Source organism: Pseudomonas sp. PA-1-6B (assembly GCF_021609545.1).
Lineage (GTDB): Bacteria > Pseudomonadota > Gammaproteobacteria > Pseudomonadales > Pseudomonadaceae > Aquipseudomonas > Aquipseudomonas fluorescens_BV.
Map to the genome: position 1 here is coordinate 61,712 of NZ_WJZM01000004.1, position 26,421 is coordinate 88,132.

Below are 26,421 nucleotides of genomic sequence, written 5' to 3' on the forward strand. Positions count from 1 at the left end.
AAACAAAAATGCCCCGGACCTTTCGGTACGGGGCATTTCTTAACTGTTACACAGCCTGAGCTGCGTTGCAGTTGTTACCACTTAGGCTGCAGCAGGAACGCTCAGAGCCTTGATGTGGCCATTCAGGCGGCTCTTATGGCGAGCGGCCTTGTTCTTGTGGATGATACCTTTATCGGCCATACGGTCGATAACAGGCACAGCCAGAACGTAAGCTGCTTGAGCTTTTTCAGCGTCTTTGGTGTCGATGGCTTTGACTACATTCTTGATGTAGGTGCGAACCATGGAACGCAGGCTGGCGTTGTGGCTGCGACGCTTCTCAGCCTGTTTTGCACGTTTTTTGGCGGAAGGTGTGTTGGCCACCGTCGAGCTCCTCGAAAGACTTTTTAGGAAATAGCAAACAAAATAGGCCGCGAATCATGCCGATGACTTGACGGGTTGTCAAGGGCGGCTGATGCGAACTGCTGAGTGGTCGATCTGAAGAGGCGGGTGATTTATTTCCGGCGCTTGACCTGTAAACTCGCGAGCTTTGGCTCTGTGCTGTTGCAGGCGCGCAGTATCGCATAAGTGGGCGCGTAGTTCGCCTGCTCTTTATCTATAGGCGCAAACTCTTTCAATGAATCTGCTCAAATCGTTGGCTGCCGTCAGCTCTATCACGATGATTTCCCGGGTATTGGGGTTCGTGCGCGACACCCTGCTGGCCCGCATCTTTGGCGCCAGCATGGCCACGGATGCGTTCTTTATTGCCTTTAAACTGCCCAACCTGTTGCGGCGGATCTTTGCCGAAGGCGCGTTTTCCCAGGCGTTCGTGCCGATTCTGGCCGAATACAAGACCCAGCATGGCGAGGAGGCGACTCGTACGTTCATCGCCTACGTCTCGGGTTTGCTGACGCTGGTGCTGATGCTGGTAACCATCGTCGGGATGCTCGCCGCGCCGTGGGTGATCTGGGCCACGGCGCCCGGTTTTGCCAATACGCCGGAAAAGTTCGCGCTGACCACTGATCTGCTGCGGGTGACCTTTCCTTATATATTGCTGATTTCCCTGTCTTCGCTCGCCGGGGCGATCCTCAATACCTGGAATCGTTTCTCGGTACCGGCCTTTGTGCCGACCTTGCTGAACGTCAGCATGATTATTTTTGCGCTGTTCCTTACGCCGTATTTCGATCCACCCGTCATGGCGCTGGGCTGGGCGGTGCTGGCCGGCGGCCTGGCACAGTTGTTGTACCAGCTGCCACACCTGAAGAAAATCGGCATGCTTGTACTGCCGCGCTTGAACCTCAAGGATTCCGGCGTCTGGCGCGTGATGCGCAACATGCTGCCGGCAATCCTCGGGGTGTCGGTCAGTCAGATTTCCCTGATCATCAACACCGCGTTCGCCTCGTTGCTGGTATCCGGCTCGGTGTCGTGGATGTACTACGCCGACCGCCTGATGGAATTGCCATCCGGTGTGCTGGGCGTGGCGTTGGGCACCATCCTACTGCCGACCCTGGCGCGCACCTACGCCAGCAAGGATCGCCAGGAATACTCACGCATACTCGATTGGGGCCTGCGCCTGTGCTTTCTGCTGGTGTTGCCGTGCGCCCTGGCCCTGGGCATCCTCGCCGAGCCGCTGACGGTCTCGCTGTTTCAATACGGGCAGTTCGACGCCCATGACGCGTTGATGACCCAGCATGCGTTGGTCGCCTACTCTGTCGGCCTGCTCGGCATTATCGTGATCAAGGTGCTGGCGCCCGGCTTCTATGCCCAGCAAAACATCCGCACGCCGGTGAAAATCGCGATTTTCACCCTGGTTGTCACGCAACTGCTCAACCTGGTGTTTATCGGCCCGCTGGCCCATGCCGGCCTGGCCTTGGCGATCAGCGCGGGGGCATGCATAAACGCAGGTCTGCTGTTTTACCAATTGCGCAAAAAACAGATGTACCAGCCGCAGCCAGGCTGGGGTGTGTTTGCGCTCAAGCTGCTGGTAGCGGTAGCGGCGATGTCGGTTGTGCTGTTTGGCCTGATGCACATCATGCCGGCCTGGGGCCAGGGCAATATGCTGGAGCGCTTCATGCGCCTGGGCGCATTGGTAGTGGCGGGCGTGGTGGTGTACTTCGGGATGTTGCTGTTGCAGGGCTTCCGCCTGCGCGATTTCAATCGCAAGTCGCTGGGATAGCGAGTTTGCCGCGATAAAACAGTTGTTTTATCGATTCGACCCATTTGGCCTGCGCTGTTGCCTGTCGTCCGGGGCTGGGTGTGGTTATAATCGACCACTTTATGAGCAAGAAGCGCGTTATGCAGCTGGTTCGAGGTCTCCACAACCTGCGCCCCGAGCATCGGGGCTGCGTCGCCACTATTGGCAACTTTGACGGTGTTCACCGTGGCCACCAGGCTATCCTGGCTCGGCTGCGCGAGCGTGCGGTCGAGTTGGGCGTGCCCAGCTGCGTGGTGATTTTTGAGCCACAACCGCGGGAGTTCTTTACCCCGGAAACGGCGCCGGCACGCTTGGCGCGCTTGCGGGACAAGTTGCAGCTGTTGGCGGAGGAGGGCGTGGACCGTGTCCTCTGTCTGGCTTTCAACCAACGTCTGCGCAGCCTCAGCGCCGCCGAGTTCGTCGACCGCATCCTGGTCGATGGGCTGGGGGTGCAACACCTGGAGGTCGGCGACGACTTCCATTTCGGTTGTGACCGGGTCGGGGATTTCGATTTCCTGCAACATGCCGGTGTCAATCAGGGTTTCACTGTCGAAGCCGCGCAAACCGTCGAACTGGACGGCCTGCGCGTGAGCAGCACCCAGGTGCGTAACGCCCTGGCCGCCGCCGACTTCGACCTGGCCGAGCGTTTGCTCGGTCGCCCGTTCCGCATTGCCGGACGGGTATTGCACGGCCAGAAGCTGGCGCGCCAATTGGGCACGCCAACCGCCAACGTGCAACTCAAGCGCCGTCGTGTGCCGCTGACCGGGGTTTACCTGGTAAGTGTCGACATCGATGGCCAATCGTGGCCGGGAGTCGCCAATATAGGCGTCAGACCCACGGTTGCAGGTGATGGCAAGGCCCACCTGGAAGTTCACCTTTTGGATTTTGCCGGAGATTTATACGACCGGCGTTTGACGGTGGTTTTCCACCAGAAGCTGCGTGAAGAGCAGCGTTTCGCCTCCCTGGAGGCGTTGAAAACGGCGATCAATGCGGATGTCGCCGCCGCCCGTGCACTAGCCGCACCTAGCGCCCATCGCTAACCGAAGAGCCTTAAATGACCGACTATAAAGCCACGCTAAACCTTCCGGACACCGCCTTCCCAATGAAGGCCGGCCTGCCACAGCGCGAACCGCAGATCCTGCAGCGCTGGGACAGTATTGGCCTGTACGGAAAGTTGCGCGAAATTGGCAAGGATCGTCCGAAATTCGTCCTGCACGACGGCCCTCCTTATGCCAACGGCACGATTCACATCGGTCACGCGCTGAACAAGATTCTCAAGGACATGATCCTGCGCTCCAAGACCCTGTCGGGCTTCGACGCGCCGTATGTCCCGGGCTGGGACTGCCACGGCCTGCCGATCGAGCACAAAGTCGAAGTGACTTACGGCAAGAACCTGGGCGCGGACAAGACCCGCGAACTGTGCCGTGCCTACGCCGCCGAGCAGATCGAAGGGCAGAAGTCCGAATTCATTCGCCTGGGTGTGCTGGGCGAGTGGGACAACCCCTACAAGACCATGAACTTCAAGAACGAGGCCGGTGAAATCCGCGCCTTGGCCGAAATCGTCAAAGGCGGTTTCGTGTTCAAGGGCCTCAAGCCCGTGAACTGGTGCTTCGACTGCGGTTCGGCCCTGGCCGAAGCGGAAGTGGAGTACGAAGACAAGAAGTCCTCGACCATCGACGTGGCCTTCCCGATCGCCGACGACGCCAAGCTGGCCGAGGCTTTCGGCCTGGCAAGCCTGGCCAAGCCGGCCGCCATCGTGATCTGGACTACCACCCCATGGACCATCCCGGCCAACCAGGCGCTGAACGTGCACCCGGAATTCACCTACGCCCTGGTGGACGTTGGGGATCGCCTGCTGGTGCTGGCCGAGGAAATGGTCGAGTCGTGCCTGGCGCGTTACGAGCTGCAAGGTTCGGTGATCGCCACCACCACGGGTTCCGCGCTGGAGCTGATCAACTTCCGTCACCCGTTCTATGACCGTCTGTCGCCGGTGTACCTGGCTGACTACGTGGAGCTGGGCGCCGGCACTGGCATCGTTCACTCTGCGCCCGCCTATGGCGTAGACGACTTCGTGACCTGCAAAGCCTATGGCATGGTCAACGACGACATCCTGAATCCAGTGCAAAGCAATGGCGTGTACGCGCCGTCCCTGGAGTTCTTCGGCGGTCAGTTCATCTTCAAGGCCAACCAGCCGATCATCGACAAGCTCTCGGAAGTCGGTGCGCTGTTGCACACCGAAACCATCAAGCACAGCTACATGCACTGCTGGCGCCACAAGACCCCGCTGATCTATCGCGCCACTGCGCAGTGGTTTATCGGCATGGACAAAGAGCCGACCAGCGGCGATACCCTGCGTAACCGCGCGATCAAGGCCATCGAAGACACCACGTTCGTTCCGGCCTGGGGCCAGGCGCGCCTGCATTCGATGATCGCCAATCGTCCGGACTGGTGCATCTCCCGCCAACGTAACTGGGGCGTGCCGATTCCGTTCTTCCTGAACAAGGAAAGCGGCGAGCTGCACCCTCGCACCGTCGAACTGATGGAGCTTGTGGCCCAGCGCGTTGAGCAGGAAGGTATCGAAGCCTGGTTCAAGCTGGACGCCGCCGAGCTGCTGGGCGACGAAGCGCCGCTGTACGACAAGATCAGCGACACCCTCGACGTGTGGTTCGATTCGGGCACCACCCACTGGCACGTGCTGCGTGGCTCGCACCCGATGGGCCACGAGACCGGCCCGCGTGCCGACCTGTACCTGGAAGGTTCGGACCAACACCGTGGCTGGTTCCACTCGTCGCTGCTGACCGGTTGCGCCATCGACGACCACGCACCGTACCGCGAACTGCTGACCCACGGTTTCACCGTCGACGAGAACGGCCGCAAGATGTCCAAATCCCTGGGCAACGTGATTGCGCCGCAAAAGGTCAATGACACCCTGGGCGCCGACATCATGCGTCTGTGGGTGGCCTCGACTGACTATTCGGGTGAGATGGCTGTTTCGGAGCAGATCCTGCAACGCAGCGCCGACGCCTACCGTCGTATCCGCAATACCGCGCGCTTCATGCTGTCGAATCTGACCGGTTTCAACCCGGCCACCGACCTGCTGCCGGCCGAAGACATGCTCGCGCTGGACCGTTGGGCTGTGGACCGTACCCTGTTGCTGCAGCGTGAGCTGCAAGAGCACTACGGCGAATACCGCTTCTGGAATGTCTACTCCAAGGTCCACAACTTCTGTGTGCAGGAGCTGGGCGGTTTCTACCTCGACATCATCAAGGACCGCCAGTACACCACCGGCGCCAACAGCAAGGCTCGCCGTTCGGCGCAGACCGCGCTGTACCACATCAGCGAAGCGCTGGTGCGCTGGATCGCACCGATCCTGGCGTTCACCGCCGACGAGCTGTGGGAATACCTGCCGGGCGAGCGTAACGAGTCCGTCATGCTCAACACCTGGTACGAAGGCTTGACCGAACTGCCGGCCGACTTCGAACTGGGCCGCGAGTACTGGGCAGGCGTCATGGCCGTCAAGGTTGCGGTGAACAAGGAACTGGAAGTCCAGCGTGCGGCCAAGGCCGTGGGTGGCAACCTGCAAGCCGAAGTCACCCTGTTTGCCGAGGATGGCCTGACTGCCGACCTGGCCAAGCTGAGCAACGAACTGCGCTTCGTACTGATCACCTCCACCGCGAGCCTGGCACCTTTCGCCCAGGCCCCGGCAGATGCCGTGGTCACCGAGGTGCCGGGCCTGAAGCTCAAGGTGGTGAAATCGGCCTTCCCTAAATGCGCCCGTTGCTGGCACTGCCGTGAAGATGTCGGTGTGAACCCTGAGCACCCGGAAATCTGCGGTCGTTGTGTCGATAACATCAGCGGTGAAGGCGAGGTTCGCCACTATGCCTAATGCAGCCAGTCGTTTCGGACGTCTGGGCTGGCTCGTACTGAGCCTGCTGGTGCTGGTCATTGACCAGGTCAGCAAGGCTCACTTCGAGGGCTCCCTGGAAATGTTCCAGCAGATTGTGGTGATCCCGGATTACTTCAGTTGGACCCTGGCCTACAACACTGGCGCCGCCTTCAGCTTCCTCGCTGACGGCGGTGGCTGGCAGCGCTGGCTGTTCGCGGTGATCGCCGTGGTGGTCAGTGCCGTGCTGGTGGTGTGGCTAAAGCGCCTGGGTCGCGACGACACCTGGCTGGCTATCGCGCTGGCCCTGGTGTTGGGCGGCGCGCTGGGTAACCTGTATGACCGCATCGCCCTGGGCCATGTGATCGACTTCATCCTGGTGCACTGGCAAAACCGCCACTACTTCCCGGCGTTCAACTTTGCCGACAGCGCCATCACCGTTGGTGCAATCATGCTGGCGCTGGATATGTTCAAGAGCAAGAAAACCGGAGAAACCGTCAATGACTGATCAGGTATTGGCTGAGCAACGCATCGGCCAGAACACGGAAGTCACTTTGCATTTCGCATTGCGCCTGGAGAATGGCGATACGGTAGACAGCACCTTCGACAAAGCCCCGGCGACCTTCAAGGTTGGCGACGGTAACCTGCTGCCTGGTTTTGAAGCGGCATTGTTCGGGTTCAAGGCGGGCGACAAGCGCAACCTGCAGATCCTGCCGGAAAACGCCTTCGGCCAACCCAACCCGCAAAACGTGCAGATCATCCCGCGTTCGCAGTTCGAGGGTATGGACCTGTCGGAAGGCTTGCTGGTGATCTTCAATGATGCGGCGAATACCGAATTGCCCGGTGTGGTTAAAGCCTTCGATGATGCGCAAGTGACCATCGACTTCAACCATCCGTTGGCCGGTAAAACCTTGACGTTTGATGTTGAAATCATCGACGTTAAAGCGCTCTAACTGACGAAACCGGTTCCTGTGGGGCTGGCTTGTGTGGGAGCTGGCTTGCCTGCGATAGCATCACCTCGGTGTACCTGATACATCGAGACGTTTGCATCGCGGGCAAGCCCGCTCACACAGACGCTTATTCTATAGAGCTGAGTTGATCCAATTTCTTGGCCTGCAAGGCACGAGGCACAGCATGCAAATCAAACTCGCCAACCCCCGTGGCTTCTGCGCTGGCGTGGACCGGGCGATCGAAATCGTCAACCGCGCCCTGGAAGTCTTCGGGCCGCCGATTTATGTGCGCCACGAAGTCGTGCATAACAAGTTCGTGGTCGAAGACCTGCGCGCACGCGGTGCGATCTTTGTCGAAGAACTCGACCAGGTACCCGACGACGTTATCGTCATCTTCAGTGCCCATGGCGTGTCCCAGGCCGTACGTACCGAAGCGGCCGGCCGTGGCCTAAAAGTATTCGATGCCACCTGCCCGCTGGTGACCAAGGTGCACATCGAAGTGGCGCGCTATAGCCGCGACGGTCGCGAATGTATCCTGATCGGCCATGCCGGTCACCCGGAAGTCGAAGGCACCATGGGCCAGTACGACGCCAGCAACGGCGGCGCCATCTACCTGGTTGAAGACGAAAAAGACGTCGCCAACTTGCAGGTGCACAATCCCGACCGCCTGGCTTTCGTTACCCAGACCACCTTGTCCATGGACGATACCAGCCGCGTCATCGATGCCCTGCGCACGCGATTCCCTGCCATTGGCGGCCCCCGCAAGGATGACATCTGCTACGCCACGCAAAACCGCCAGGATGCGGTCAAGCAACTGGCGAATGAGTGTGATGTAGTGCTGGTGGTCGGCAGCCCTAACAGTTCCAACTCCAACCGCTTGCGTGAGCTGGCCGAACGCATGGCCACGCCGGCGTACCTGATCGACGGTGCCGAAGACATGCAGCGCAGCTGGTTCGATGGTGTTGAGCGTATCGGCATCACGGCGGGTGCCTCCGCTCCGGAAGTGCTGGTGCGCGGTGTGATCCAACAGTTGCAAGCCTGGGGTGCTACCGGCGCCGATGAGCTGGCGGGTCGTGAAGAAAACATCACGTTCTCGATGCCCAAGGAACTGCGGGTCCGCTCGCTGCTCTGACGGCCAGGGTGCTGGAATAGCCTCGGCATAATGCCTGTTCGGTCTTGTCACTGCGCAGGCTGACGCGCCCGCTGGGGGCCAGCACGATCTGATACACGCTCTGTGCATGGTCCTTGTCACACACATGCACGGTGCCGGCACGAAATCCCCCGCCGGCGAACACTGGCTCCCCCAGGCCGCTGAAGCGCACCTGGCTCGTAACCGGGCCATTACCGGCGACCGGCACGCGCCCATTGCTCTCGCGCTCCAGCAATACCGGATTGTCGTCATCCAGGTGGCCGCGCCCACTCACATCCAGTATCACGCGCCATCCCAGGCTCCAGTCCTCGTCCTTCGCATGAATGACCACCGCCCGGTTGCGCGCAATGGCCTCGGTGCGTGCGTAGCGCAGCCCGGAGGCGAGTGCTTGGGCCGCGCTTTGTCGTTGCTGCGATTCAAGCAAACCCTTGAAACCGGGTACGGCCAGTTGCGCGAGAAAACTGGTGACGATCAGCCCCAGCAACATCTCAATCAGGGTGAATCCTTGTTGTTTCATGTGCGTTCCCTCCATGGGCGCGAGTGGGTTTTCTAGGTATAGCGCCTGGTCCTTGGCGCTGGATGATGGCCTTTATGTCCAAAGTATTTCCCTTTGTTCCGGGAGCAGCGCCGCTCGAAAACCGACGCTAGTCTTGGGTCGCACAGCAGGTCTTGCCTGCTTTTTTTCACCGGCCTTCGACATGGATGACGACGGAAATGCCAGCCTGCCAGAACCGATTCCTGCGCGTTGCGCACTCGCGCCAATCCGGCATGACACTGGTCGAGGTGCTGGTAGCGCTGTTGATTTTGGCGATCGGCCTGATGGGCGCTGCGGTGCTGCAACTCAACGCGCTCAAGTACACCAACAGTGCCAGGATGACCAGCCAAGCCAGTTTTATTGCCTATGACATGCTCGACCGCATTCGCACCAATGCTGGCGCCGATTACACATGGGGCAGGGCCCAGCTGGCGCCGCCCAACACTGCCACCGCCAGCGTGCGTGATCTCGACCTGCACGATTTCGAGGCCAATATCACGGGTTTTGCCGGTGAGGATGCCAAAGGTTCAGTGGTGGTGAACGGGCAAGAGGTCACCATCAGCATCAGTTGGGCAGATGCCCGGGCAGCAAACCGTCCAGGTGCGCGGGAAACCTTCACGCTGACCAGCCGCATCGGCACTGAACAGGGAGAGAGGTAATGAAGCGTCTTGGGCGAGGTTTCAGTCTGGTGGAAGTGTTGCTGGCGCTTGCCATCGGGTTGGTTTTGATACTTGGTGCGAGCCAGATACTGATCAGTTCGCGGTTGACCCATGCCAGCCAGCAGGCCGCCATGCTGCTGCAGGATGATGCGCGGTTTGTGCTGAGCAAGATCACCCAGGATATTCGCCAGGCAGGCATGCTGGGGTGTTTGGCCGTGGCCGCTATCGACAATGCTCCGGCAGCCTTTGATCGGCCGATAAGCTGGGAGGCGGCGGGGAGTGCGAAGTCACTGACGCTGGTGACCGCGAATGTCGGCGATGGCGTCAGCAAGACTGACTGGACAGTGTTGTCCGACTGCAAGGAGGCGGCCAGGGCTTATGCAGGCACACCGCCCGGAGCCGAACCCGGCCAACTTCGCTTTGGCATACGCCAACTTACCTACACCTACGAATCGGGTCAGTTGAAGATCAGTACCCCGGCAGCACCGGCCAAGGCGGTATTGATGGATAACGTGCGGGCATTCGACGTCAGCTTCGGCATGGCGGCCACCTCGGTATCGACAGTTGTGGTGCGCTATGACAGCCATCCGGCCGATGAGTCGCTGATACGCAGCGTGCGCATCCTGATGACCCTTCAAGACCCCGCTGGGCGGGTGAAGGACCAGACCTATAGTGTCGTTGCGGCACTGCGAAATCGGCTGGGGTAATGACCATGCATGGTGGCATTCGAGCAGGGCAGACCGGCATGGTGCTGCTGATCAGTCTGGTGTTCCTGTTGGTGCTGTCGCAGGTGGGAGTGTCATCAATACAGGCTGCGGTCTCCCAGCAAAAAGTCGCGAGCAGCCTGTGGCATCGCAATCAATCGTTTCAATCTGCCGAAAGCGGCCTGAGGTTGGGGGAGTCGGCCGTGCAAAAGGTTGGCCAGGCGATGCCTGTCTGCCACTCGATCATCCGCTGTGCGCCGCCTGCTGAAGCGTCTTCCTTGACGGCGGCCGGGACGAACCCTGTCTCGGCGGTCACCTGGCTTGCCTTGAAAAATGGGTTTTATGGCATTCAATCCCTCGGGGAGGGTGAAGGGCTGGCTCATTTGCCGCCCCATTCCCTGGCCACGCTTTTTCGGGTCACTTCGGTCGGTCTCGCGGGGCAATCTCGCACGGTGCTGGAGACGGTCTATGCCCGTGTAGAGGAGGGCGGCCGCGTCAGGTTTCGACGGGTCTTATGGCGGCAACTTCAATAAGGAGCAATCGGATGGGCAAGGAGAGCCAGGGTTTTACCCTGATTGAGTTACTGATCGTCGTGGCGATCATCGCGTTGCTGGCCGGGATTGCGTATCCCGGGTACCTCAGCCAGGTGAAGAAGATGTATCGGGCGCAGATCGTCGCGTTGTTGAGCGAACAGGCCCAGTACCTGGAGCGTTCTTATACGAGGAATGGCACTTTTATTGATGCAGGCGACGTCAGCGCGGGCAATGATCATTATAGAATCAGTGCCGTTCTCAACCCTCAGGATTTTGACCTGCTCGCCACACCCGCTGCGGACTCGGTCATGGCGAACGACGCGTGCGCAGCATTCAGCTTGACCAGCACCGGTATGCGCGGCAACCCGGGAGCAGGGCCTGAAATGTCGCCCAAGGTCTGCTGGGGGCAAGAATGAGCGTACTTGAAGCGTGGGCGCCGGGCGCGCCTTTCCCTGTTTATCGGCTGGATCAAATGATGGCTAAGCAACAGCAAGTGGTGATTGTCGGCGGCGGAGTAATCGGTCTGTTGACGGCGTACAACCTCGCCAGTGAGGGCCAGACGGTCACGCTGCTGGAGCGCGGTGGGCTTGGGCAAGAGGCTTCCTGGGCGGGCGGTGGGATTGTCTCGCCGTTGTACCCGTGGCGCTATAGCCAGGCGGTCACTGCCTTGGCCCATTGGTCCCAGGATTTTTACCCGCAACTGGCGCAACGGCTATTTGCTGCTACCGGCGTCGATCCAGAGGTACATACCACGGGTTTGTATTGGCTCGACCTGGATGACGAAGCGCAAGCACTGGCCTGGGCTGTCCGTGAAGGGCGACCGTTGAGCAAGGTGGATGTATCGGCGGCCCATGACGCGGTGCCGGTGCTGGGGGGCGGCTACTCCCAGGCGATCTACATGGCCAACGTGGCCAATGTTCGCAACCCGCGCCTGGTCAAATCATTGAAGGTGGCGCTGCTGGCGTTGCCGAACGTGACGATTCGCGAGCAATGCGATGTGTCGGGCTTTGTACTCGGCGGCGGCAGGGTGGTGGGTGTGAATACCGTTACGGGCCACGTTTTGGGGGATCAGGTGGTGCTCGCGGCCGGCGCCTGGAGCGGGCAATTGCTGGGTACGCTGGGCTTGGGGCTACCCGTGGAGCCGGTTAAAGGCCAGATGATCCTGTACAAATGCGCGTCCGATTTTTTATCCAGCATGGTCCTGGCCAAGGGGCGTTATGCGATCCCGCGGCGGGATGGGCACATCCTGATCGGCAGCACGTTGGAGCATGAAGGATTCGACAAGACGCCGACCGACACCGCGCTTGAAAGCCTCAAGGCATCTGCGCAGGAACTGATTCCCGCCTTGGCGGACGCCGAGGTGGTCGGGCATTGGGCCGGTTTGCGGCCTGGCTCACCCGAAGGTATACCGTTTATCGGTGAGGTCCCTGGCTTCAGGGGGCTGTGGCTCAATTGTGGGCATTACCGCAATGGTCTGGTACTCGCACCAGCATCTTGCCAGTTGTTCACCGACTTGCTGCTGGCGCGGGCTCCGATCATCGATCCAGTGCCTTACGCCCCCGCAGGTCGCCTCAACGCTGGATAGACTTTGGCCCTTGTTCCAGGTGCGCCTGGGTGCAGTACCATTCCTGACGTGAACTCAGTGCGCGGTCCTGCGGCAGGTGCACGCCACAGTGAGCGCAGCGCACCATCAGGGCTGCATCCGGCTCGGCAGGCCGTTGCTGACGGGAGGCAGGGTTTTTGAATTTGCGCCAGAACCATACCGCGGCAGCAATGACGGCAATCCAGAACAGTAGACGAAGCATGATGGGCAGTTTCTCGACAAGGAATGCGCCAGTTTAGCCAAGGTGGTCACGGGCGCACAGCGCAATAAATACTCGCTCATAAAAAAGGGAGCTCCTTCAGAGCTCCCTTTTGCGTTGCGTCGAACAATCAGTCGAACACACCGAAGGTCATGTAGCTGAACCACGAACGGTCCTGGTTGTCGCCCAGGGCTTGCGGCTCTTCTTCTTCGATCACATCGCCGTTCTCGTCGTGCGGCTTGAGCTCCGAAGGAATGGCGTCCTTGGCGTCCTGGTACTGCTTGATCACGTCCTGGTTGGCGCGGGTTTCACCTGGCGGCAGCGGTGGACGGGACTCGATCAGGCCCAGGGTGTACTTGCTCAGCCACGAACGGTTGTCCGCTTCGTCAACCTGAGGCACGAACTGGCCGTCTTTCAGACTAGGGTGGTCAGGGTAGTTGAGCTTCAGGGTTTCCAGGCTGGTAGTCGCCAGGGTGTCCAGGTGCAAACGCTGGTAAGCCTCGGTCATCACGGCCAGGCCGTCACCCACGGACGGGGTTTCCTGGAAGTTTTCCACCACGTAGCGGCCACGGTTGGCTGCGGCCACATAAGCCTGACGGGTCAGGTAGTAGTGGGCCACGTGGATCTCGTACGAAGCCAGCAGGTTGCGCAGGTAGATCATGCGCTGCTTGGCGTCCGGCGCATAGCGGCTGTTGGGGTAGCGGCTGGTCAGCTGGGCGAACTCGTTATAGGAGTCGCGGGCAGCACCCGGGTCGCGCTTGGTCATGTCCAGCGGCAGGAAGCGCGCCAGCAGGCCAACATCCTGGTCGAACGAGGTCAGGCCCTTCATGTAGTAGGCGTAGTCCACGTTCGGATGCTGCGGGTGCAGGCGGATGAAACGCTCGGCAGCGGACTTGGCAGCTTCCGGCTCGGCGTTCTTGTAGTTGGCGTAGATCAGCTCAAGCTGGGCCTGGTCGGCATAGCGGCCGAACGGGTAACGCGACTCCAATGCCTTCAGCTTCGCTGTGGCGCTGGTGAAGCTATTATTGTCCAAGTCTGTCTGAGCTTGCTGGTACAGCTCGACTTCGCTCAGGTTTTCGTCGACGACGTCCTTTGTTGACGAGCAAGCAGCAGTCATGGCGAGGATGGCGATCAGCAGCAGGTGTTTCACTTGCATGGCGGCTTGCGTCCCTATGACGGCCGCTGTCTTGGGCGGGGCCGTCCTGTTATGATGAGCGCCCCGTTGAAAGCCTCGGGGCAAAAGACGCCGTATTTAACCACAAGCGCGCAGCCGAAACCAAAGGCTACGCCACGCCTAGTCTGAGCATGTCCGATAAAATTGAACTTCGCGCAGAGGTGCCGTCCGAATTGGGCGGCCAACGCCTCGATCAAGTCGCCGCACAATTATTCGCTGAGCACTCGCGCTCGCGCCTTTCCGCCTGGATCAAAGACGGCCGCCTGACTGTGGATGGAGCGGTTATCCGCCCGCGAGACATAGTCCATGGCGGTGCGATTCTTGAGCTGACTGCCGAGCAGGAAGCCCAGGGAGAATGGGTTGCCCAGGACATCGAGCTGGATATCGTCTATGAAGACGACGACATCCTGGTCATCAACAAACCCGCGGGCCTGGTGGTTCACCCGGCCGCCGGGCACGCTGATGGCACCTTGCTCAATGCCCTGTTGCACCACGTGCCGGACATCATCAATGTGCCGCGCTGCGGCATCGTGCACCGTCTGGACAAGGACACCACCGGCCTTATGGTGGTAGCCAAGACCATTCAGGCGCAGACGCAACTGGTTACGCAATTGCAGAGCCGTAGCGTCAGCCGCATCTATGAGTGCATTGTGATCGGCGTCGTTGTGGCCGGTGGCAAGATCAACGCTCCCATTGGTCGTCACGGCCAGCAGCGCCAGCGTATGGCGGTGATGGAGGGCGGCAAGCAGGCCGTCAGCCACTACCGTGTGCTGGAGCGTTTCCGCTCCCACACTCATGTGCGGGTCAAGCTGGAAACCGGGCGTACCCACCAGATTCGCGTGCACATGGCGCACATCAACTTCCCGTTGGTCGGCGACCCAGCCTACGGTGGCCGCTTCCGTATTCCGCCGGCGGCCAGCCAGACCATGGTTGAGTCGCTCAAGACGTTCCCGCGCCAGGCACTGCATGCACGCTTCCTGGAACTGGATCATCCGACGAGCGGTAAGCGCATGAGCTGGGAATCGCCACTGCCAGACGATCTGGTCTGGCTGCTTTCGCTGCTCAAGCAGGATCGCGAGGCGTTTGTCGGATGAATGACTGGCTGATACCTGACTGGCCCGCGCCGGCTCGGGTAAAAGCCTGCGTCACCACCCGTGCGGGCGGCGTCAGCCTGGCGCCGTTCGACAGCCTCAACCTGGGCGATCATGTCGAGGACAGCCTTGAGGCCGTCCTTGAAAATCGTCGTCGCCTGAGTGACGCCTTTGATATCCAGCCTGCCTGGTTGCGTCAAGTCCATGGCACTCAGGTGGTTGAGGCCGATCCGGGCCGTACTGTCGAGGCAGACGGCAGTTGGACCAGCACCGCTGGCATCGCCTGCACATCCATGACCGCCGATTGCCTGCCTGCGCTGTTCTGTAATCGGGCGGGCACCCGGGTTGCCGCAGCCCATGCCGGTTGGCGTGGCTTGGCGGCTGGGGTACTGGAGGCCGCGTTCGAAAGCCTGGATACCGCCCCTGAAGACGTTCTGGTCTGGCTCGGCCCTGCCATTGGCCCGCAAGCCTTCGAGGTCGGCCCGGAAGTGCGTGAAGTGTTCATGCAGCAACTGCCGGCCACCGCTGAAGCCTTTGTTCCCAGCCACAACGCTGGCAAGTTCATGGCCGACATCTACCAGCTGGCGCGTCTGCGTCTGGGAGTGCGCGGTGTTTCCGCTGTGTATGGTGGCGGTTTGTGCACTGTGACCGACCCGCGTTTCTTTTCTTATCGCCGCAGCCCGCGTACGGGCCGATTCGCCTCCCTTATCTGGCTTGAACGCTAGACTGTCCTGATCTGTATCAACCGTCCGCCGCTTGAAACGCCCAGAATCCACCCCATCTATAAGGGTATCTGGCAGGTTTCTTCATTCAGGATGTGTTTGTTCATAGCTCCGGCCTGCTCAAAAGGAAGGTGACTAATGCGTATTGATCGTTTAACCAGCAAATTACAGTTGGCCTTGTCCGACTCTCAATCCTTGGCGGTGGGCCTCGACCACCCGGCCATTGAGCCTGCGCACTTGATGCAGGCACTCCTGGAACAGCAAGGTGGTTCTATCAAACCCTTGCTGATGCAGGTGGGCTTTGACGTTAACAGTCTGCGCAAGGAGTTGAGCAAAGAGCTCGACCAACTGCCGAAAATCCAGAATCCCACCGGTGACGTGAATATGTCCCAGGATCTGGCGCGCCTGCTCAACCAGGCCGACCGCCTGGCTCAGCAGAAAGGTGACCAGTTCATCTCCAGCGAACTGGTGCTGCTCGCCGCCATGGACGACAACAGCAAGCTCGGCAAATTGTTGCTGGGCCAGGGCGTGAGCAAGAAAGCCCTGGAAAACGCCATCAACAACCTGCGTGGCGGCGAGGCGGTGAACGACCCTAACCATGAGGAGTCGCGCCAGGCCCTGGACAAATACACCGTCGACCTGACCAAGCGTGCCGAAGAAGGCAAGCTGGACCCGGTGATCGGCCGTGACGACGAGATTCGTCGCACCATCCAGGTGTTGCAACGTCGCACCAAGAACAACCCGGTGTTGATCGGTGAACCTGGCGTGGGTAAAACCGCGATTGCCGAGGGCCTGGCCCAGCGCATCATTAATGGTGAAGTGCCAGACGGCCTCAAAGGCAAGCGCCTGCTGTCTCTGGATATGGGCTCGCTGATTGCCGGTGCCAAGTTCCGGGGTGAGTTCGAAGAGCGCCTCAAATCCCTGCTTAACGAATTGTCGAAGCAGGAAGGGCAGATCATTCTGTTTATCGACGAATTGCACACCATGGTCGGCGCCGGTAAGGGCGAAGGCTCCATGGACGCCGGCAACATGCTCAAGCCCGCCTTGGCGCGGGGTGAGTTGCACTGCGTCGGTGCTACTACGCTCAACGAATACCGTCAGTACATCGAAAAGGACGCAGCCCTTGAGCGTCGCTTCCAGAAAGTTCTGGTGGAAGAACCCAGCGAAGAAGACACCATCGCGATCCTGCGTGGCCTGAAAGAGCGCTATGAGGTCCACCATAAGGTGGCGATCACCGACGGTGCGATTATTGCGGCGGCCAAATTGAGCCACCGCTATATCACCGATCGCCAGTTGCCGGACAAGGCTATCGACCTGATCGACGAAGCGGCCAGCCGCATCCGTATGGAGATCGATTCCAAGCCGGAAGTGCTGGATCGCCTGGATCGGCGCCTGATTCAACTGAAAGTCGAATCCCAGGCATTGAAGAAAGAAGAAGACGAAGCGGCCAAGAAGCGCCTGGAAAAACTCCAGGAAGAAATTGTCCGCCTGGAACGTGAGTATTCGGACCTCGAAGAAATCTGGACCTCGGAAAAAGCCGAAGTACAGGGTTCGGCGCAGATCCAGCAGAAAATCGAGCAGTCCCGCCAGGAACTGGAAGCGGCGCGCCGCAAAGGCGACCTGAACCGCATGGCCGAGTTGCAGTATGGGGTGATCCCGGACCTGGAACGCAGCCTGCAGATGGTCGACCAGCACGGCAAGCCTGAAAACCAGTTGCTGCGCAGCAAGGTGACCGAGGAAGAAATTGCCGAAGTAGTCTCCAAGTGGACCGGTATTCCCGTGTCTAAGATGCTCGAAGGCGAGCGCGACAAGTTGCTTAAGATGGAAAGCCTGTTGCATCAGCGCGTCATCGGCCAGGAAGAGGCAGTGGTGGCGGTGTCCAACGCGGTACGGCGTTCCCGGGCAGGTTTGTCCGACCCGAACCGTCCAAGCGGCTCGTTCATGTTCCTCGGCCCGACCGGTGTGGGTAAGACCGAGTTGTGCAAGGCCCTGGCCGAGTTCCTCTTTGATACTGAAGAGGCCATGGTGCGGATCGATATGTCCGAATTCATGGAGAAACACTCGGTGGCTCGCCTTATCGGTGCACCGCCAGGCTATGTAGGCTATGAAGAGGGCGGTTATCTGACCGAAGCCGTGCGGCGCAAGCCTTACTCGGTGATCTTGCTGGATGAGGTCGAGAAGGCGCACCCGGATGTGTTCAACATCTTGCTGCAGGTGCTGGAGGATGGTCGCTTGACGGACAGCCACGGGCGTACGGTGGACTTCCGCAATACGGTGATCGTGATGACTTCCAACCTGGGGTCGGCACAGATCCAGGAATTGGTGGGTGATCGTGAAGCTCAGCGTGCGGCGGTGATGGACGCGTTGACCACGCACTTCCGTCCGGAATTCATCAACCGGGTCGATGAAGTGGTGATCTTCGAGCCTCTGGCGCGGGATCAGATCGCGGGCATCACCGAGATTCAGTTGGGCCGCCTGCGTAGCCGCTTGGCTGAGCGCGAGCTGGACCTTGAGCTGAGCGGCGAAGCGTTGGATAAGCTGATCGCGGTCGGTTACGACCCAGTGTATGGCGCACGGCCACTCAAACGTGCGATCCAGCGCTGGATCGAGAACCCACTGGCGCAGCTGATTCTGTCGGGCAGCTTTATGCCTGGCACCCGCGTCACGGCGACGGTGAAAGACGACGAAATCGTCTTCCATTAAGCCCTGCGCTTGGCGCAACCACAGGAGGCCCCGCATTGCGGGGCCTTTTTTTTCGATAGGGCGTTGAACTGTAAGGCAAAGGCTTGTAAAGTGCGCCCCGCAGCAACGTCAGCCCACGGGTTTCTTCTCCCCAAGAAGAAATCAGAAAGAAGCGCAAATCATTGTCTTAAAAGCAATTTAAAGGGTTGACAGGGGTTTTTAAGATTGTAGAATAGCGCGCCTCAGAGACGCTAACGTAGCGATACGGACAGGGTCGAAGAGGAAGCAACACAGCAGTAACTTTGAAATATGTAGTTCCGTGATAGCTCAGTCGGTAGAGCAAATGACTGTTAATCATTGGGTCCCAGGTTCGAGTCCTGGTCACGGAGCCAATTTCAAACCGGGGTATAGCGCAGTCCGGTAGCGCGCCTGCTTTGGGAGCAGGATGTCGGGAGTTCGAATCCCCCTACCCCGACCATATTTGGGTCGTTAGCTCAGTTGGTAGAGCAGTTGGCTTTTAACCAATTGGTCGTAGGTTCGAATCCCACACGACCCACCATTTTTGAGACCAGTTAACGCTGGAATCGAATCTTAAGATCAGAGGCCAAAAGCGCTGATCGAAGAAGGCGACTGAAAGGTCGCCTTTTTATTACCGGGGTATAGCGCAGTCCGGTAGCGCGCCTGCTTTGGGAGCAGGATGTCGGGAGTTCGAATCCCCCTACCCCGACCATACTAAAAATCCTCGTATCGAAAGATACGGGGATTTTTTTTGTGCTCGCGAATCCTGAATTCTCTGCAAAACAAATGTGGGAGCAAGCCCGCTCCCACATTTGCCAGGCCTCCTTCGAGACCAGGTTGTTAATGCAATTTAAGGCGTGGCTCGGTGCCGCGGCCGATCTTGCTGCCCAGCATCAGCATCGCCGTGCGGAAGAACCCATACAGCGCCATCTGGTGCATGCGGTACAGCGACACGTAGAACATCCGCGCCAGCCAGCCTTCCAGCATCACACTGCCCGTCAAGTTGCCCATCAGGTTACCCACCGCGGAAAAGCGCGACAGCGAGATCAGCGAGCCGTAGTCGGTGTACGTGTAGGTCGGCAGCTCCTTGCCTTCAATCCGCAGCTTGAGCGATTTGGCCAGCAGCGACGCCTGTTGGTGAGCCGCTTGGGCCCGTGGCGGCACATTGCGGTCGGTGCCCGGTTGCGGGCAGGCGGCGCAATCACCAAAGGCGAAGATATTTTCGTCGCGGGTGGTTTGCAGAGTTTGCAGGACTTGCAGCTGGTTGATGCGGTTGGTTTCCAGACCGTCGATGTCCTTGAGGAAACCGGGTGCGCGGATACCGGCCGCCCAGACTTTGAGGCTGGCCGGAATCACCTGGCCGCTGCTGGTGATCAAGGCGTCGGCAGTTACTTCACTGACCGCCGAGTTGGTCAGTACCGTCACCCCTAGTTTTTCCAGGGTCTTGTGCACTGGCCCACCGATCCGCTCCGGCAGTGCAGGCAATACCCGCGGGCCGGCTTCGATCAGGGTGATGTGCATGTTTTCCGGCTTGATACGATCCAGGCCATAGGCGGCCAGTTCATGGGCGGCGTTATGCAGCTCGGCGGCCAGCTCGACCCCGGTGGCACCGGCACCCACGATGGCGACGCTAATCTGTTCAACGGCGTCGGTCTGCCCGGCATGGGCGCGCAGGTAGTGGTTGAGCAGTTGCTGATGGAAGCGCTCGGCCTGCTTGCGGGTATCGAGGAACAGGCAATGTTGCGCTGCGCCCTCAGTGCCGAAGTCGTTGGTAGTGCTGCCTACCGCAATCACCAGGCTGTCATAGCCCAGCACGCGGGCAGGCACCAGTTCGCGGCCTTCTTCGTCGAGGGTGGCGGCCAGCTGGATTTTCTTCTGCTCACGGTCAAGCCCGCTCATGCGCCCTAGCTGGAACTCGAAGTGGTTCCATTTCGCCTGGGCAACATAGTTGAGTTCGTCTTCAGATGAGTTCAGTGAGCCGGCCGCGACTTCGTGCAGTAACGGCTTCCAGATATGGGTCAGGTTGGTGTCGACCAGCGTGATGCTGGCCTTGCCACGCTTGCCCAGAGTCTTACCCAGGCGGGTAGCCAACTCCAGGCCGCCGGCACCGCCGCCGACGATAATAATACGATGGGTCATGGGGATATCTCGCAAGGCTAAAAGAAATCGGAGCAGTTACCCTCGCGAGCGCCAGGCGACTCATAGCGTCAGGTAACTCAATAGGCGGCTCAGCGCACCGAGCCCGATTACCACGACCAGCACCACGCAGAGGAGCAGCCACGGCCGGAAAGGCTTGCGCTCGACTCTGTGCTGGGAAAGTCGCAGGTACTCTTCGACACGCTCTTGGTCATCGGGTTTCAGGCGGCTGGTCATAAAGGCCTCGTCAGGTAGACGTTGCAAAGGGGCGCCACGTTACAGCCAGGGGCATCAAAGGCTGATGCCGACATCAAACACTATGCTGCGGCCCAGATTGTTGCGCAAGAAGTCCGGCGCATCGGGATGTGCAAACAGCACCCTGGCGAAGGTTGGACCCACCAGTGACAGCGAGCGCCAGCCCTGGCGCAGGTATTCGGTCGGCGGCGGAAAATGGCTGTTGAGGTCCAATACTTCGCGCTTGAGGCTGGTAAACGCAATGAGGTCCAACTCCCCCAGGTCCATGCCGCGCTCTTTATAGTTGTGGGCTTTTTTACGCAGTGTGGGGGCCAGGCGCAGGAGGAATTCATGGGCGGGGATTCGCCGTGGCTTCGCTTCGCGCCGTACCAGTTGGCTCAAGGAGAAAGCACTGCGCCTGCGCAGCAACTCATCGCGCCACTCGTCGTTCAGGCGGCGGCCCTCATCCAACACAAAAAAGACCTCGAAGCTGGCGTCGCGAAACAACACGTCGGGCGGCTCCTGGCCCGCTGCGTGGAATTCTTCGACACGGTAGGGCACATTCAAGCCTTGTAACAGGCGCTGGCAGACCCAACGCTCACGCTCCCACTTGCGGGCATTGGACAGAAACGCATTGGCTTGTTCGGCTGCTACGGTGAGCAGGCGCAAATAATCTGAGTCATCCATAGTCGCAGCTTAGCGTTCAAATGATGACCACAGGAAGTCTTGCCTTAAAACCCGGGTGTAGAATGCTTGCGTGAAACAGGCCCAGGGACGAGGTGTGTGATGAGGTTTTTGGTGAAGGCAGAGCATCCGTGATCAGTGCAGCGGTTCTGGCACCCCAGACTCTCGGCTTCGGCTGGCTGGTATATGCGCCAGTGATGATGTGGGCAATCCTGCGCTCGCCATGGGTGGAGCTGTTTGCCGACCGTCGGCGCCAGCATTTACTGTTCGGTACGGTGTTCGCGCTGTTCATGCTGTGGCTGGTGCGACGGGATTTCGATACCGGCGTGTCCTACCACTTTATCGGCATGACCGCCGTGACCTTGCTGCTGGATTGGCCGCTGGCAATCGTCGGAGGCTTTGCCGCCCAGCTTGGCTTGATGTTGCTGGGGCGCCAGGACCTGGCCGCGCTTGGCATCAATGGCCTGCTGCTGATCGTGCTGCCAGTGCTGGTCACCGAAGGGTGCGCGCTGCTGGTAGAACGGGCGCAGCCGAGAAACCCCTTTGTGTATATCTTCTGTTCGGGCTTTTTTGCTGCCGCACTGTCGGCATTGCTGTGCCTGTTGGCCGGCCTGGGCCTGTTGTGGTTAGACGGTCTTTTTGCGATGCCTGAGTGGTTGGAAGATTTTGTCGGTTACCTATGGCTGATCATCTTTCCCGAAGCTTTCATCAACGGCATGGTCATCAGCGCGCTGGTGGTGTTTTGCCCGGAATGGCTGGAGACGTTCAACCGTACCCGCTACCTCTCGGCGCCGTGGAAGGACGACGATTCGCAGCGTTGATCCAGGTCAAATGCCAGGCAGCGGCGCGGGTCCATGCTCTGCAAAATTTTCAGGAGCACGGATCATGAGTGTGTACGAGTGGGCACGGCAGGAGTTGCGCAGAAGCCAGGATGCAGCGCAGGAAATCGGTTTTGACCCCGGCTTGACCTTGCGCGCCATGCTCAGTGCGGTGGTGCAGCAAAGCAAGGGGGTACGCAGTTTTGAAGACCTGGCCGACGAGTTGCAATACCTTGCCGAAAACCTCGACGACCAGCAGGAATATGCTTTTATGCGGCCTTAGTGGCGCGGCGGTAGGTCTTCGGAAAACAGTTCATCTTCGGCGTCAGGGGCCACGGGAATCTTGTGTTCTTCAGCGGCCCAGGCGCCCAGGTCGATAAGCTTGCAACGGTCCGAGCAGAACGGTCGGTTGAGGTTGGTCGCTTTCCATTCCACGGGTGCACCGCAGGTTGGGCAGTCGACGGTCAAGGGTTGGCTCATGATCGGCCTCCACGCAAAGTAAGGTAAAAGTGGTGCAGTCGCTCGACCTCGCCGTGCAGCCAGGCGAGGTCCTTATCGTTGACCAGCACGTCATCGGCATGGTTCAGGCGGTCTTCGCGGCTGGACTGGGCCTTGAGAATCGCCTGCACTTGTTGTTCGCTGATGCCGTCGCGCTGCAGGGTACGCTGAATCTGCAGCGATTGCGGCACGTCGATCACCAGGATGCGCTGGGTCATGCTGTACTGCCCGGACTCGATCAGCAGCGGCGACACCAGGATCGCGTAGGGCGATTGGGCGCGTGCCAGGTGGCTGCGAATTTCCTCGGCGATCAGCGGGTGCAGCAAGGCTTCCAGCCACAGGCGCTCTTGTGGGACCTCAAAGATCAGTTTGCGCAGCGCGGCACGGTCCAGTCGGCCATCGGGTTGCAGCACGCTGGCGCCGAAATGTTCGGCGATGCGTGCCAGGGCAGGGCGGCCAGGCTCGACCACCCAGCGCGCGGCATGATCGGCATCCACCAGGTCGATGCCCAGCTTGATAAAGTGCTCGGCCGCAGCGCTTTTGCCGCTGCCAATGCCGCCCGTGAGCCCAAGAATCCAGGGTGTTGCAACAGAAGTGGTCATCTGAAACCGACAGACTGCAAATAGAAGTCGGTTATTTGACCACCCCAGAGCAATGCAATCCAGCCGGCAATTGCCAGGCAGGGGCCAAACGGCATTGGCGCTGACACTTGGGCCTTACCCAAACGCAGCAGGATCAGCCCGGCAAACACGCCCAGCAGCGAGGCCATCAGCAGGGTCATCGGCAGAATCTGCCAGCCGCCCCAGGCTCCCAGCAAGGCCAATAACTTGAAGTCGCCATGGCCCATACCGTCTTTGCCGGTGGCCAGCTTGAACAGCCAGAACAGGCACCACAAGCTCATGTAGCCGATGACCGCGCCCCACACTGCATCGGGCAGTGGCGTCAGCAGGTCAGCACTGTTGAGGATCAGCCCCAGCCATAGCAGCGGCAGCACCAGCACATCCGGCAGCAGTTGGTGGTCCAGATCAATCAGGCTCATGCCCAGCAAGCCCCAACTCAACAGCATCACCGCGCCGGCTTGCCAGCCGAAGCCGAAGTGCCAGGCGACAGCGGTTGAGATCAGCGCGCACGCGAGTTCGGTGAGGGGGTAACGCAGGCCGATGGGCTCGCGGCAGTGGGCACAACGCCCCCGGAGCAGCAGGTAGCTGAGCACCGGGATATTTTCCCAAGGCCGAATCGGTTGATTGCAGTGCGGGCAGCAGGAGTTCGGGTGCATCAGGTTATAGGTCGGCCCACCGGGCTCGGCTGGCAAGTCGAGAATCTCACGGGCCTGGGCACGCCATTCCCGCTCGAGCATTTTGGGCAGGCGCCACGCCAGCACATTGAGGAAGCTGCCGACGATCAGGCCCAACACCAGCGCCAGGCCAACAAACGCCCAGGGATGTTCGCTCAGCAGCAGGCTCAAAACGCCGTCCCCAATTGAAACACCGGCAGGTACATGGCGACTACCAGCGCGCCGACAATCCCCCCCAATACGACCATGATCAGCGGCTCCATCAGGCTGGTGAGGTTGTCGACCAAGGTATCCACGTCTGACTCGTAGTGGTTCGCGACTTTTTCCAGCATGCGGTCCAGGGTGCCGGACTCCTCCCCGATTGCGGTCATCTGGATCGCCATGCCTGGGAACAGGCCGCTGTTATGCATCGAATGATTCAACTGCATGCCTGCGGATACATCGTGGCGCATACGTTCGATTGCCTGTTTGAAGGGGCCATTGCCGACGGCGCCGGCCACCGAACCCAATGCCTGTACCAGAGGGACGCCCGCCGCAAAGGTGGTGGAAAGTGTGCGAGCGTAGCGAGCAACCGCAGATTTGTGCAGCAGTTTGCCTGCCACGGGCACTTTCAACAAACCTGCCGCCAACCAATGGCGAAAGCCCGGGTAAGTTCGATAGGCGTGATGCCCAGCGACCATTATGGCGCCCACGCCCAGCGCCAGCATCCACCACGCGTGTTGCAACAGTTCCGACAGTGCAATGACCGCCAGGGTAAACCCGGGCAATTGGCCGTTGACCCCGGCGAACAAGTTCTGGAACTGCGGCACAACGTGAATCAACAGCACTGTGCTCACCCCTGTGGCAATTACCAGTACCGCGACAGGGTAGGTCATGGCTTTCTTGATCCTGGTTTTGAGCCGTTGGCTTTTTTCCAGATGAATCGCCACGCGCTCGAGCAAGGTTTCCAGGGCGCCGGCTATTTCGCCAGCTGCTACCAGATTGCAATACAACTCATCGAAGTAGCGGGGATATTGACGCAGGGCAGCGGCCAAGGGGTGGCCGCTGGCAATGTGCTGTTTCAACGCCTTCACCAGTTCGCGCAGCTGCAGGTTTTCGACGCCTTCGCTGATGATGTCGAAGGCTTGCAGCAGCGGGATGCCGGCTTTGAGCAAGGTGGCTAACTGGCGAGTGAACAGGGCAATATCTGCGGGCGTTATTCGCGTCTTGAAGATGTGTAAACCGTAAGATTTCTTGCGCACACGCTCAGGGCAGATCCCTTGCTGGCGCAGTTGTACCTTGATCAGCGCAAGGTTATGCCCGGCGATTTGCCCGGAAACCCGGCGGCCTTTGCGGTTGATGCCTTCCCAAGCATAGATTGTTGGAGTGTCGTTCATGTGAGGTTGGCGCACCCAGGTCGTGAAGAATTTATAGCTTAGTCAGGTGGCGAATTCGGGCAGGCTGGCGCTGGGCGATAAAATGTCAGATTGTGCGTCTTGCAGGCGAACGGCTGCGTGGGGATGAGTACACTGGCGCCGTTGCACACTACGGGGCGCAGGATGCGCCTTGTCATGGTTCTATTCTGGAGAGTGAAAGAGATGCGTCAAAAAGGTTTTACCTTGATCGAATTATTGATCGTCGTGGCAATCATCGGCATTTTGGCCACCATCGGTCTGCCCATGTACACCAAGCACCAGGCCAAGGCCAAGTTCACGGCGGGGTTGGCTGAAATCAGCGCGCTAAAGGCCGGCTACGAGGACGCCATCAACCAGGGCACCGTGCCAACCCTGGCCCTCATCGGGGGCACAAGCCCTACCGCCAACTGCACCATCGAAGTGACAGGCGATGTGGCCTCGGGCGCAGGTACCTTGCGTTGTGAAATCCTTGATGCACCCGCGCCCGTGCTGGGCAAGACCATCACCTTGACCCGCAGCGCCACCACCGGCTGGAGCTGTGCCACCACGGTAGAGGCTCAGTATGCTGCCAAGGGCTGCGGCGCCAACGGCGCGTGACAGTCGCCGGGCGGTGAGCGAGTTGGTTGCTGCATGCCCAATGCAGTGCTAGCTTTAGCCCACCGCCCGTGTAGCTCAGCCGGTAGAGCAGCGCACTCGTAACGCGAAGGTCGCAGGTTCGATTCCTGTCTCGGGCACCACAGGCACCACTGTTTCAACGGCAATGTTTTCAGATGATCCCAGAATGGTTCTGAAGGCCAGGTGAGCCGGGCATTTGCCCCCGCTCTTTTGTATCTGCGCAACCTTGAAGACCCAGATGCATTCCCATTCCTCGATCTAAGAGAACAACATGACCACGACTGAGATGACCCAGGAAGCACGGCACGAACAAGCGCTCAAGCACTACCTTGAAGCGACGCCGCAGCTTAAAGAAGAGATCAAGGACCTGAGTGCCGACGATCAGCGCGACCAGATTCAGTGGGCATTCGAAGATGAGGCCGAGAGCCAGGGCTTCCAGCCTTGGGAGCTGACCCTCAAGTACACCTCGACACCCGAAGAGTTCGAGGCCGCGCGGTTGGCCTTGCACAAAGAGGCGGCCGAGGTGCTGGGTGTCGATTGGGACGAGTACTGCGAGATGAATAATCTGGTGGTCTAAGCACGGCGGGCTTGTTGTGGCGAGGGAGCTTGCTCCCGCTGGGCTGCGAAGCAGCCCCAAATTGGGTGATCGAAATACATCAGGTGTACGTCGATGAA

At 59.7% G+C, this 26,421-nt stretch carries 29 protein-coding genes and 5 tRNA genes; 23 read left to right on the top strand and 11 right to left on the bottom strand.

Features of this window, described 5'->3' with window-relative positions; all coding sequences use genetic code 11:
- Positions 1-81: 81 nt before the first annotated feature.
- On the bottom strand, positions 82-360 hold the full coding sequence (rpsT, locus tag GIV35_RS03765) for a 30S ribosomal protein S20 (protein ID WP_003188401.1): 279 nt from the start codon (positions 358-360) through the stop codon (positions 82-84).
- Positions 361-613: 253 nt separating this feature from the next.
- On the opposite strand from rpsT, the gene murJ reads away from it, so the two are divergent.
- The 6 genes from murJ (at position 614) to ispH (ending at position 8,135) form a co-directional block, all read left to right on the top strand.
- Positions 614-2,152, top strand: coding sequence for a murein biosynthesis integral membrane protein MurJ (gene murJ / locus GIV35_RS03770; protein WP_054919406.1), 1,539 nt, complete (start codon positions 614-616; stop codon positions 2,150-2,152).
- A gap of 119 nt (positions 2,153-2,271) precedes the next feature.
- Complete coding sequence (gene ribF, locus GIV35_RS03775) at positions 2,272-3,210, top strand: bifunctional riboflavin kinase/FAD synthetase (protein ID WP_003188404.1); 939 nt, start codon at positions 2,272-2,274, stop codon at positions 3,208-3,210.
- 14 nt (positions 3,211-3,224) lie between these two features.
- Positions 3,225-6,056 carry an isoleucine--tRNA ligase gene (gene ileS, locus GIV35_RS03780; RefSeq protein ID WP_105225685.1) on the top strand — a complete coding sequence of 944 codons (2,832 nt, stop codon included), beginning with the start codon at positions 3,225-3,227 and terminating at the stop codon, positions 6,054-6,056.
- The gene (gene lspA / locus GIV35_RS03785) at positions 6,049-6,561 is read left to right on the top strand and encodes a signal peptidase II (protein ID WP_003188406.1); all 513 of its coding nucleotides are present in this window, start codon (positions 6,049-6,051) and stop codon (positions 6,559-6,561) included. The genes ileS and lspA overlap by 8 nt, the downstream gene beginning before the upstream one ends.
- A gap of 7 nt (positions 6,562-6,568) precedes the next feature.
- Entirely contained in the window at positions 6,569-7,006 is a 438-nt protein-coding gene (locus GIV35_RS03790; RefSeq protein WP_169855857.1) for an FKBP-type peptidyl-prolyl cis-trans isomerase, read from the top strand.
- Positions 7,007-7,187: 181 nt separating this feature from the next.
- Positions 7,188-8,135 carry a 4-hydroxy-3-methylbut-2-enyl diphosphate reductase gene (ispH, locus tag GIV35_RS03795; RefSeq protein ID WP_032893637.1) on the top strand — a complete coding sequence of 316 codons (948 nt, stop codon included), beginning with the start codon at positions 7,188-7,190 and terminating at the stop codon, positions 8,133-8,135.
- Here the strand turns inward: ispH and GIV35_RS03800 are convergent.
- The gene (locus GIV35_RS03800) at positions 8,089-8,670 is read right to left on the bottom strand and encodes a GspH/FimT family pseudopilin (protein WP_198715303.1); all 582 of its coding nucleotides are present in this window, start codon (positions 8,668-8,670) and stop codon (positions 8,089-8,091) included. The genes ispH and GIV35_RS03800 overlap by 47 nt on opposite strands.
- 197 nt (positions 8,671-8,867) lie before the next feature.
- Between GIV35_RS03800 and pilV the strand changes: the two genes are divergently transcribed.
- The 5 genes from pilV to thiO are packed head-to-tail and all read left to right on the top strand — an operon-like array spanning position 8,868 to position 12,169.
- Entirely contained in the window at positions 8,868-9,347 is a 480-nt protein-coding gene (pilV, locus tag GIV35_RS03805) for a type IV pilus modification protein PilV (protein ID WP_105225687.1), read from the top strand.
- Positions 9,347-10,054, top strand: coding sequence for a PilW family protein (locus GIV35_RS03810; protein ID WP_200647637.1), 708 nt, complete (start codon positions 9,347-9,349; stop codon positions 10,052-10,054). Before pilV ends, GIV35_RS03810 begins: the two co-directional genes overlap by 1 nt.
- Entirely contained in the window at positions 10,054-10,584 is a 531-nt protein-coding gene (locus tag GIV35_RS03815) for a pilus assembly PilX family protein (protein ID WP_200647636.1), read from the top strand. Before GIV35_RS03810 ends, GIV35_RS03815 begins: the two co-directional genes overlap by 1 nt.
- 11 nt (positions 10,585-10,595) lie before the next feature.
- The gene (locus GIV35_RS03820; RefSeq protein ID WP_223023426.1) at positions 10,596-11,000 is read left to right on the top strand and encodes a type IV pilin protein; all 405 of its coding nucleotides are present in this window, start codon (positions 10,596-10,598) and stop codon (positions 10,998-11,000) included.
- 59 nt (positions 11,001-11,059) lie between these two features.
- Positions 11,060-12,169, top strand: coding sequence for a glycine oxidase ThiO (thiO, locus tag GIV35_RS03825; RefSeq protein ID WP_223023427.1), 1,110 nt, complete (start codon positions 11,060-11,062; stop codon positions 12,167-12,169).
- Here the strand turns inward: thiO and GIV35_RS03830 are convergent.
- Together GIV35_RS03830 and GIV35_RS03835 are read right to left on the bottom strand one after the other, a co-directional pair.
- Positions 12,156-12,389 (bottom strand): PP0621 family protein, encoded by a 234-nt coding sequence (locus tag GIV35_RS03830; protein WP_034128051.1) that lies wholly within the window; start codon positions 12,387-12,389, stop codon positions 12,156-12,158. The two genes, thiO and GIV35_RS03830, sit on opposite strands and share 14 nt — an antisense overlap.
- 127 nt (positions 12,390-12,516) lie before the next feature.
- Entirely contained in the window at positions 12,517-13,542 is a 1,026-nt protein-coding gene (locus GIV35_RS03835) for an outer membrane protein assembly factor BamD (protein WP_034128050.1), read from the bottom strand.
- Between the two features lie 149 nt (positions 13,543-13,691).
- Between GIV35_RS03835 and rluD the strand changes: the two genes are divergently transcribed.
- The 7 genes from rluD to GIV35_RS03870 all read left to right on the top strand — a co-directional run bounded on the left by rluD (position 13,692) and on the right by GIV35_RS03870 (position 18,785).
- On the top strand, positions 13,692-14,654 hold the full coding sequence (gene rluD, locus GIV35_RS03840; RefSeq protein ID WP_003188422.1) for a 23S rRNA pseudouridine(1911/1915/1917) synthase RluD: 963 nt from the start codon (positions 13,692-13,694) through the stop codon (positions 14,652-14,654).
- Entirely contained in the window at positions 14,651-15,376 is a 726-nt protein-coding gene (pgeF, locus tag GIV35_RS03845) for a peptidoglycan editing factor PgeF (RefSeq protein ID WP_105225691.1), read from the top strand. Before rluD ends, pgeF begins: the two co-directional genes overlap by 4 nt.
- 135 nt (positions 15,377-15,511) lie before the next feature.
- Complete coding sequence (gene clpB / locus GIV35_RS03850; protein ID WP_003188426.1) at positions 15,512-18,076, top strand: ATP-dependent chaperone ClpB; 2,565 nt, start codon at positions 15,512-15,514, stop codon at positions 18,074-18,076.
- 295 nt (positions 18,077-18,371) lie between these two features.
- Positions 18,372-18,447: transfer RNA gene (locus GIV35_RS03855), tRNA-Asn, on the top strand.
- A 9-nt stretch (positions 18,448-18,456) separates the two neighbouring features.
- Positions 18,457-18,533 (top strand) — tRNA-Pro (locus GIV35_RS03860).
- 5 nt (positions 18,534-18,538) lie between these two features.
- Positions 18,539-18,614 (top strand) — tRNA-Lys (locus GIV35_RS03865).
- Between the two features lie 94 nt (positions 18,615-18,708).
- Positions 18,709-18,785, top strand: a tRNA-Pro gene (locus GIV35_RS03870).
- Between the two features lie 128 nt (positions 18,786-18,913).
- Here GIV35_RS03870 and GIV35_RS03875 read toward each other — a convergent pair.
- Genes GIV35_RS03875 through GIV35_RS03885 form a run of 3 tightly spaced genes read right to left on the bottom strand, consistent with a single transcriptional unit; the run spans position 18,914 to position 21,130 of the window.
- The gene (locus GIV35_RS03875) at positions 18,914-20,212 is read right to left on the bottom strand and encodes an NAD(P)/FAD-dependent oxidoreductase (RefSeq protein ID WP_032903990.1); all 1,299 of its coding nucleotides are present in this window, start codon (positions 20,210-20,212) and stop codon (positions 18,914-18,916) included.
- A 60-nt stretch (positions 20,213-20,272) separates the two neighbouring features.
- The gene (locus tag GIV35_RS03880; protein ID WP_034126248.1) at positions 20,273-20,446 is read right to left on the bottom strand and encodes a DUF3094 family protein; all 174 of its coding nucleotides are present in this window, start codon (positions 20,444-20,446) and stop codon (positions 20,273-20,275) included.
- A 54-nt stretch (positions 20,447-20,500) separates the two neighbouring features.
- On the bottom strand, positions 20,501-21,130 hold the full coding sequence (locus GIV35_RS03885) for a DUF1780 domain-containing protein (RefSeq protein WP_003188431.1): 630 nt from the start codon (positions 21,128-21,130) through the stop codon (positions 20,501-20,503).
- Between the two features lie 128 nt (positions 21,131-21,258).
- Here GIV35_RS03885 and GIV35_RS03890 point away from each other — a divergent pair, with 128 nt between their 5' ends.
- Positions 21,259-21,948, top strand: coding sequence for an energy-coupling factor ABC transporter permease (locus GIV35_RS03890; protein ID WP_198716012.1), 690 nt, complete (start codon positions 21,259-21,261; stop codon positions 21,946-21,948).
- A gap of 64 nt (positions 21,949-22,012) precedes the next feature.
- Entirely contained in the window at positions 22,013-22,228 is a 216-nt protein-coding gene (locus GIV35_RS03895; protein WP_003171680.1) for a hypothetical protein, read from the top strand.
- Here GIV35_RS03895 and yacG read toward each other — a convergent pair.
- From yacG to GIV35_RS03915, 4 genes are read right to left on the bottom strand one after another with little or no spacing between them, the layout of a single operon-like run.
- Complete coding sequence (gene yacG / locus GIV35_RS03900) at positions 22,225-22,425, bottom strand: DNA gyrase inhibitor YacG (RefSeq protein ID WP_003188437.1); 201 nt, start codon at positions 22,423-22,425, stop codon at positions 22,225-22,227. The genes GIV35_RS03895 and yacG overlap by 4 nt on opposite strands.
- Positions 22,422-23,045 carry a dephospho-CoA kinase gene (gene coaE / locus GIV35_RS03905; protein ID WP_213154068.1) on the bottom strand — a complete coding sequence of 208 codons (624 nt, stop codon included), beginning with the start codon at positions 23,043-23,045 and terminating at the stop codon, positions 22,422-22,424. The genes yacG and coaE overlap by 4 nt, the downstream gene beginning before the upstream one ends.
- Positions 23,042-23,908 carry a prepilin peptidase gene (locus tag GIV35_RS03910; RefSeq protein WP_202691097.1) on the bottom strand — a complete coding sequence of 289 codons (867 nt, stop codon included), beginning with the start codon at positions 23,906-23,908 and terminating at the stop codon, positions 23,042-23,044. Before GIV35_RS03910 ends, coaE begins: the two co-directional genes overlap by 4 nt.
- Positions 23,905-25,113 carry a type II secretion system F family protein gene (locus GIV35_RS03915; RefSeq protein ID WP_223023428.1) on the bottom strand — a complete coding sequence of 403 codons (1,209 nt, stop codon included), beginning with the start codon at positions 25,111-25,113 and terminating at the stop codon, positions 23,905-23,907. Before GIV35_RS03915 ends, GIV35_RS03910 begins: the two co-directional genes overlap by 4 nt.
- Before the next feature lie 201 nt (positions 25,114-25,314).
- On the opposite strand from GIV35_RS03915, the gene GIV35_RS03920 reads away from it, so the two are divergent.
- The 3 genes from GIV35_RS03920 to GIV35_RS03930 all read left to right on the top strand — a co-directional run bounded on the left by GIV35_RS03920 (position 25,315) and on the right by GIV35_RS03930 (position 26,323).
- Positions 25,315-25,728 carry a pilin gene (locus tag GIV35_RS03920; protein ID WP_034126254.1) on the top strand — a complete coding sequence of 138 codons (414 nt, stop codon included), beginning with the start codon at positions 25,315-25,317 and terminating at the stop codon, positions 25,726-25,728.
- Between the two features lie 64 nt (positions 25,729-25,792).
- A tRNA-Thr gene (locus GIV35_RS03925) sits at positions 25,793-25,868 on the top strand.
- Between the two features lie 149 nt (positions 25,869-26,017).
- Entirely contained in the window at positions 26,018-26,323 is a 306-nt protein-coding gene (locus GIV35_RS03930; protein ID WP_198862421.1) for a DUF6388 family protein, read from the top strand.
- The last annotated feature ends 98 nt before the right edge of the window (positions 26,324-26,421 follow it).

Excerpts from the sequence above, each read along its gene's own strand:
- murJ (WP_054919406.1), top strand. The coding sequence starts at position 614 with ATGAATCTGCTCAAATCGTTGGCTGCCGTCAGCTCTATCACGATGATT.
- ribF (WP_003188404.1), top strand. The coding sequence starts at position 2,272 with ATGCAGCTGGTTCGAGGTCTCCACAACCTGCGCCCCGAGCATCGGGGC.
- ileS (WP_105225685.1), top strand. The coding sequence starts at position 3,225 with ATGACCGACTATAAAGCCACGCTAAACCTTCCGGACACCGCCTTCCCA.
- lspA (WP_003188406.1), top strand. The coding sequence starts at position 6,049 with ATGCCTAATGCAGCCAGTCGTTTCGGACGTCTGGGCTGGCTCGTACTG.
- ispH (WP_032893637.1), top strand. The coding sequence starts at position 7,188 with ATGCAAATCAAACTCGCCAACCCCCGTGGCTTCTGCGCTGGCGTGGAC.
- GIV35_RS03800 (WP_198715303.1), bottom strand. The coding sequence starts at position 8,670 with ATGAAACAACAAGGATTCACCCTGATTGAGATGTTGCTGGGGCTGATC.
- pilV (WP_105225687.1), top strand. The coding sequence starts at position 8,868 with ATGCCAGCCTGCCAGAACCGATTCCTGCGCGTTGCGCACTCGCGCCAA.
- GIV35_RS03810 (WP_200647637.1), top strand. The coding sequence starts at position 9,347 with ATGAAGCGTCTTGGGCGAGGTTTCAGTCTGGTGGAAGTGTTGCTGGCG.
- GIV35_RS03815 (WP_200647636.1), top strand. The coding sequence starts at position 10,054 with ATGACCATGCATGGTGGCATTCGAGCAGGGCAGACCGGCATGGTGCTG.
- GIV35_RS03820 (WP_223023426.1), top strand. The coding sequence starts at position 10,596 with ATGGGCAAGGAGAGCCAGGGTTTTACCCTGATTGAGTTACTGATCGTC.
- thiO (WP_223023427.1), top strand. The coding sequence starts at position 11,060 with ATGGCTAAGCAACAGCAAGTGGTGATTGTCGGCGGCGGAGTAATCGGT.
- GIV35_RS03830 (WP_034128051.1), bottom strand. The coding sequence starts at position 12,389 with ATGCTTCGTCTACTGTTCTGGATTGCCGTCATTGCTGCCGCGGTATGG.
- GIV35_RS03835 (WP_034128050.1), bottom strand. The coding sequence starts at position 13,542 with ATGCAAGTGAAACACCTGCTGCTGATCGCCATCCTCGCCATGACTGCT.
- rluD (WP_003188422.1), top strand. The coding sequence starts at position 13,692 with ATGTCCGATAAAATTGAACTTCGCGCAGAGGTGCCGTCCGAATTGGGC.
- pgeF (WP_105225691.1), top strand. The coding sequence starts at position 14,651 with ATGAATGACTGGCTGATACCTGACTGGCCCGCGCCGGCTCGGGTAAAA.
- clpB (WP_003188426.1), top strand. The coding sequence starts at position 15,512 with ATGCGTATTGATCGTTTAACCAGCAAATTACAGTTGGCCTTGTCCGAC.
- GIV35_RS03875 (WP_032903990.1), bottom strand. The coding sequence starts at position 20,212 with ATGACCCATCGTATTATTATCGTCGGCGGCGGTGCCGGCGGCCTGGAG.
- GIV35_RS03880 (WP_034126248.1), bottom strand. The coding sequence starts at position 20,446 with ATGACCAGCCGCCTGAAACCCGATGACCAAGAGCGTGTCGAAGAGTAC.
- GIV35_RS03885 (WP_003188431.1), bottom strand. The coding sequence starts at position 21,130 with ATGGATGACTCAGATTATTTGCGCCTGCTCACCGTAGCAGCCGAACAA.
- GIV35_RS03895 (WP_003171680.1), top strand. The coding sequence starts at position 22,013 with ATGAGTGTGTACGAGTGGGCACGGCAGGAGTTGCGCAGAAGCCAGGAT.
- yacG (WP_003188437.1), bottom strand. The coding sequence starts at position 22,425 with ATGAGCCAACCCTTGACCGTCGACTGCCCAACCTGCGGTGCACCCGTG.
- coaE (WP_213154068.1), bottom strand. The coding sequence starts at position 23,045 with ATGACCACTTCTGTTGCAACACCCTGGATTCTTGGGCTCACGGGCGGC.
- GIV35_RS03915 (WP_223023428.1), bottom strand. The coding sequence starts at position 25,113 with ATGAACGACACTCCAACAATCTATGCTTGGGAAGGCATCAACCGCAAA.
- GIV35_RS03920 (WP_034126254.1), top strand. The coding sequence starts at position 25,315 with ATGCGTCAAAAAGGTTTTACCTTGATCGAATTATTGATCGTCGTGGCA.
- GIV35_RS03930 (WP_198862421.1), top strand. The coding sequence starts at position 26,018 with ATGACCACGACTGAGATGACCCAGGAAGCACGGCACGAACAAGCGCTC.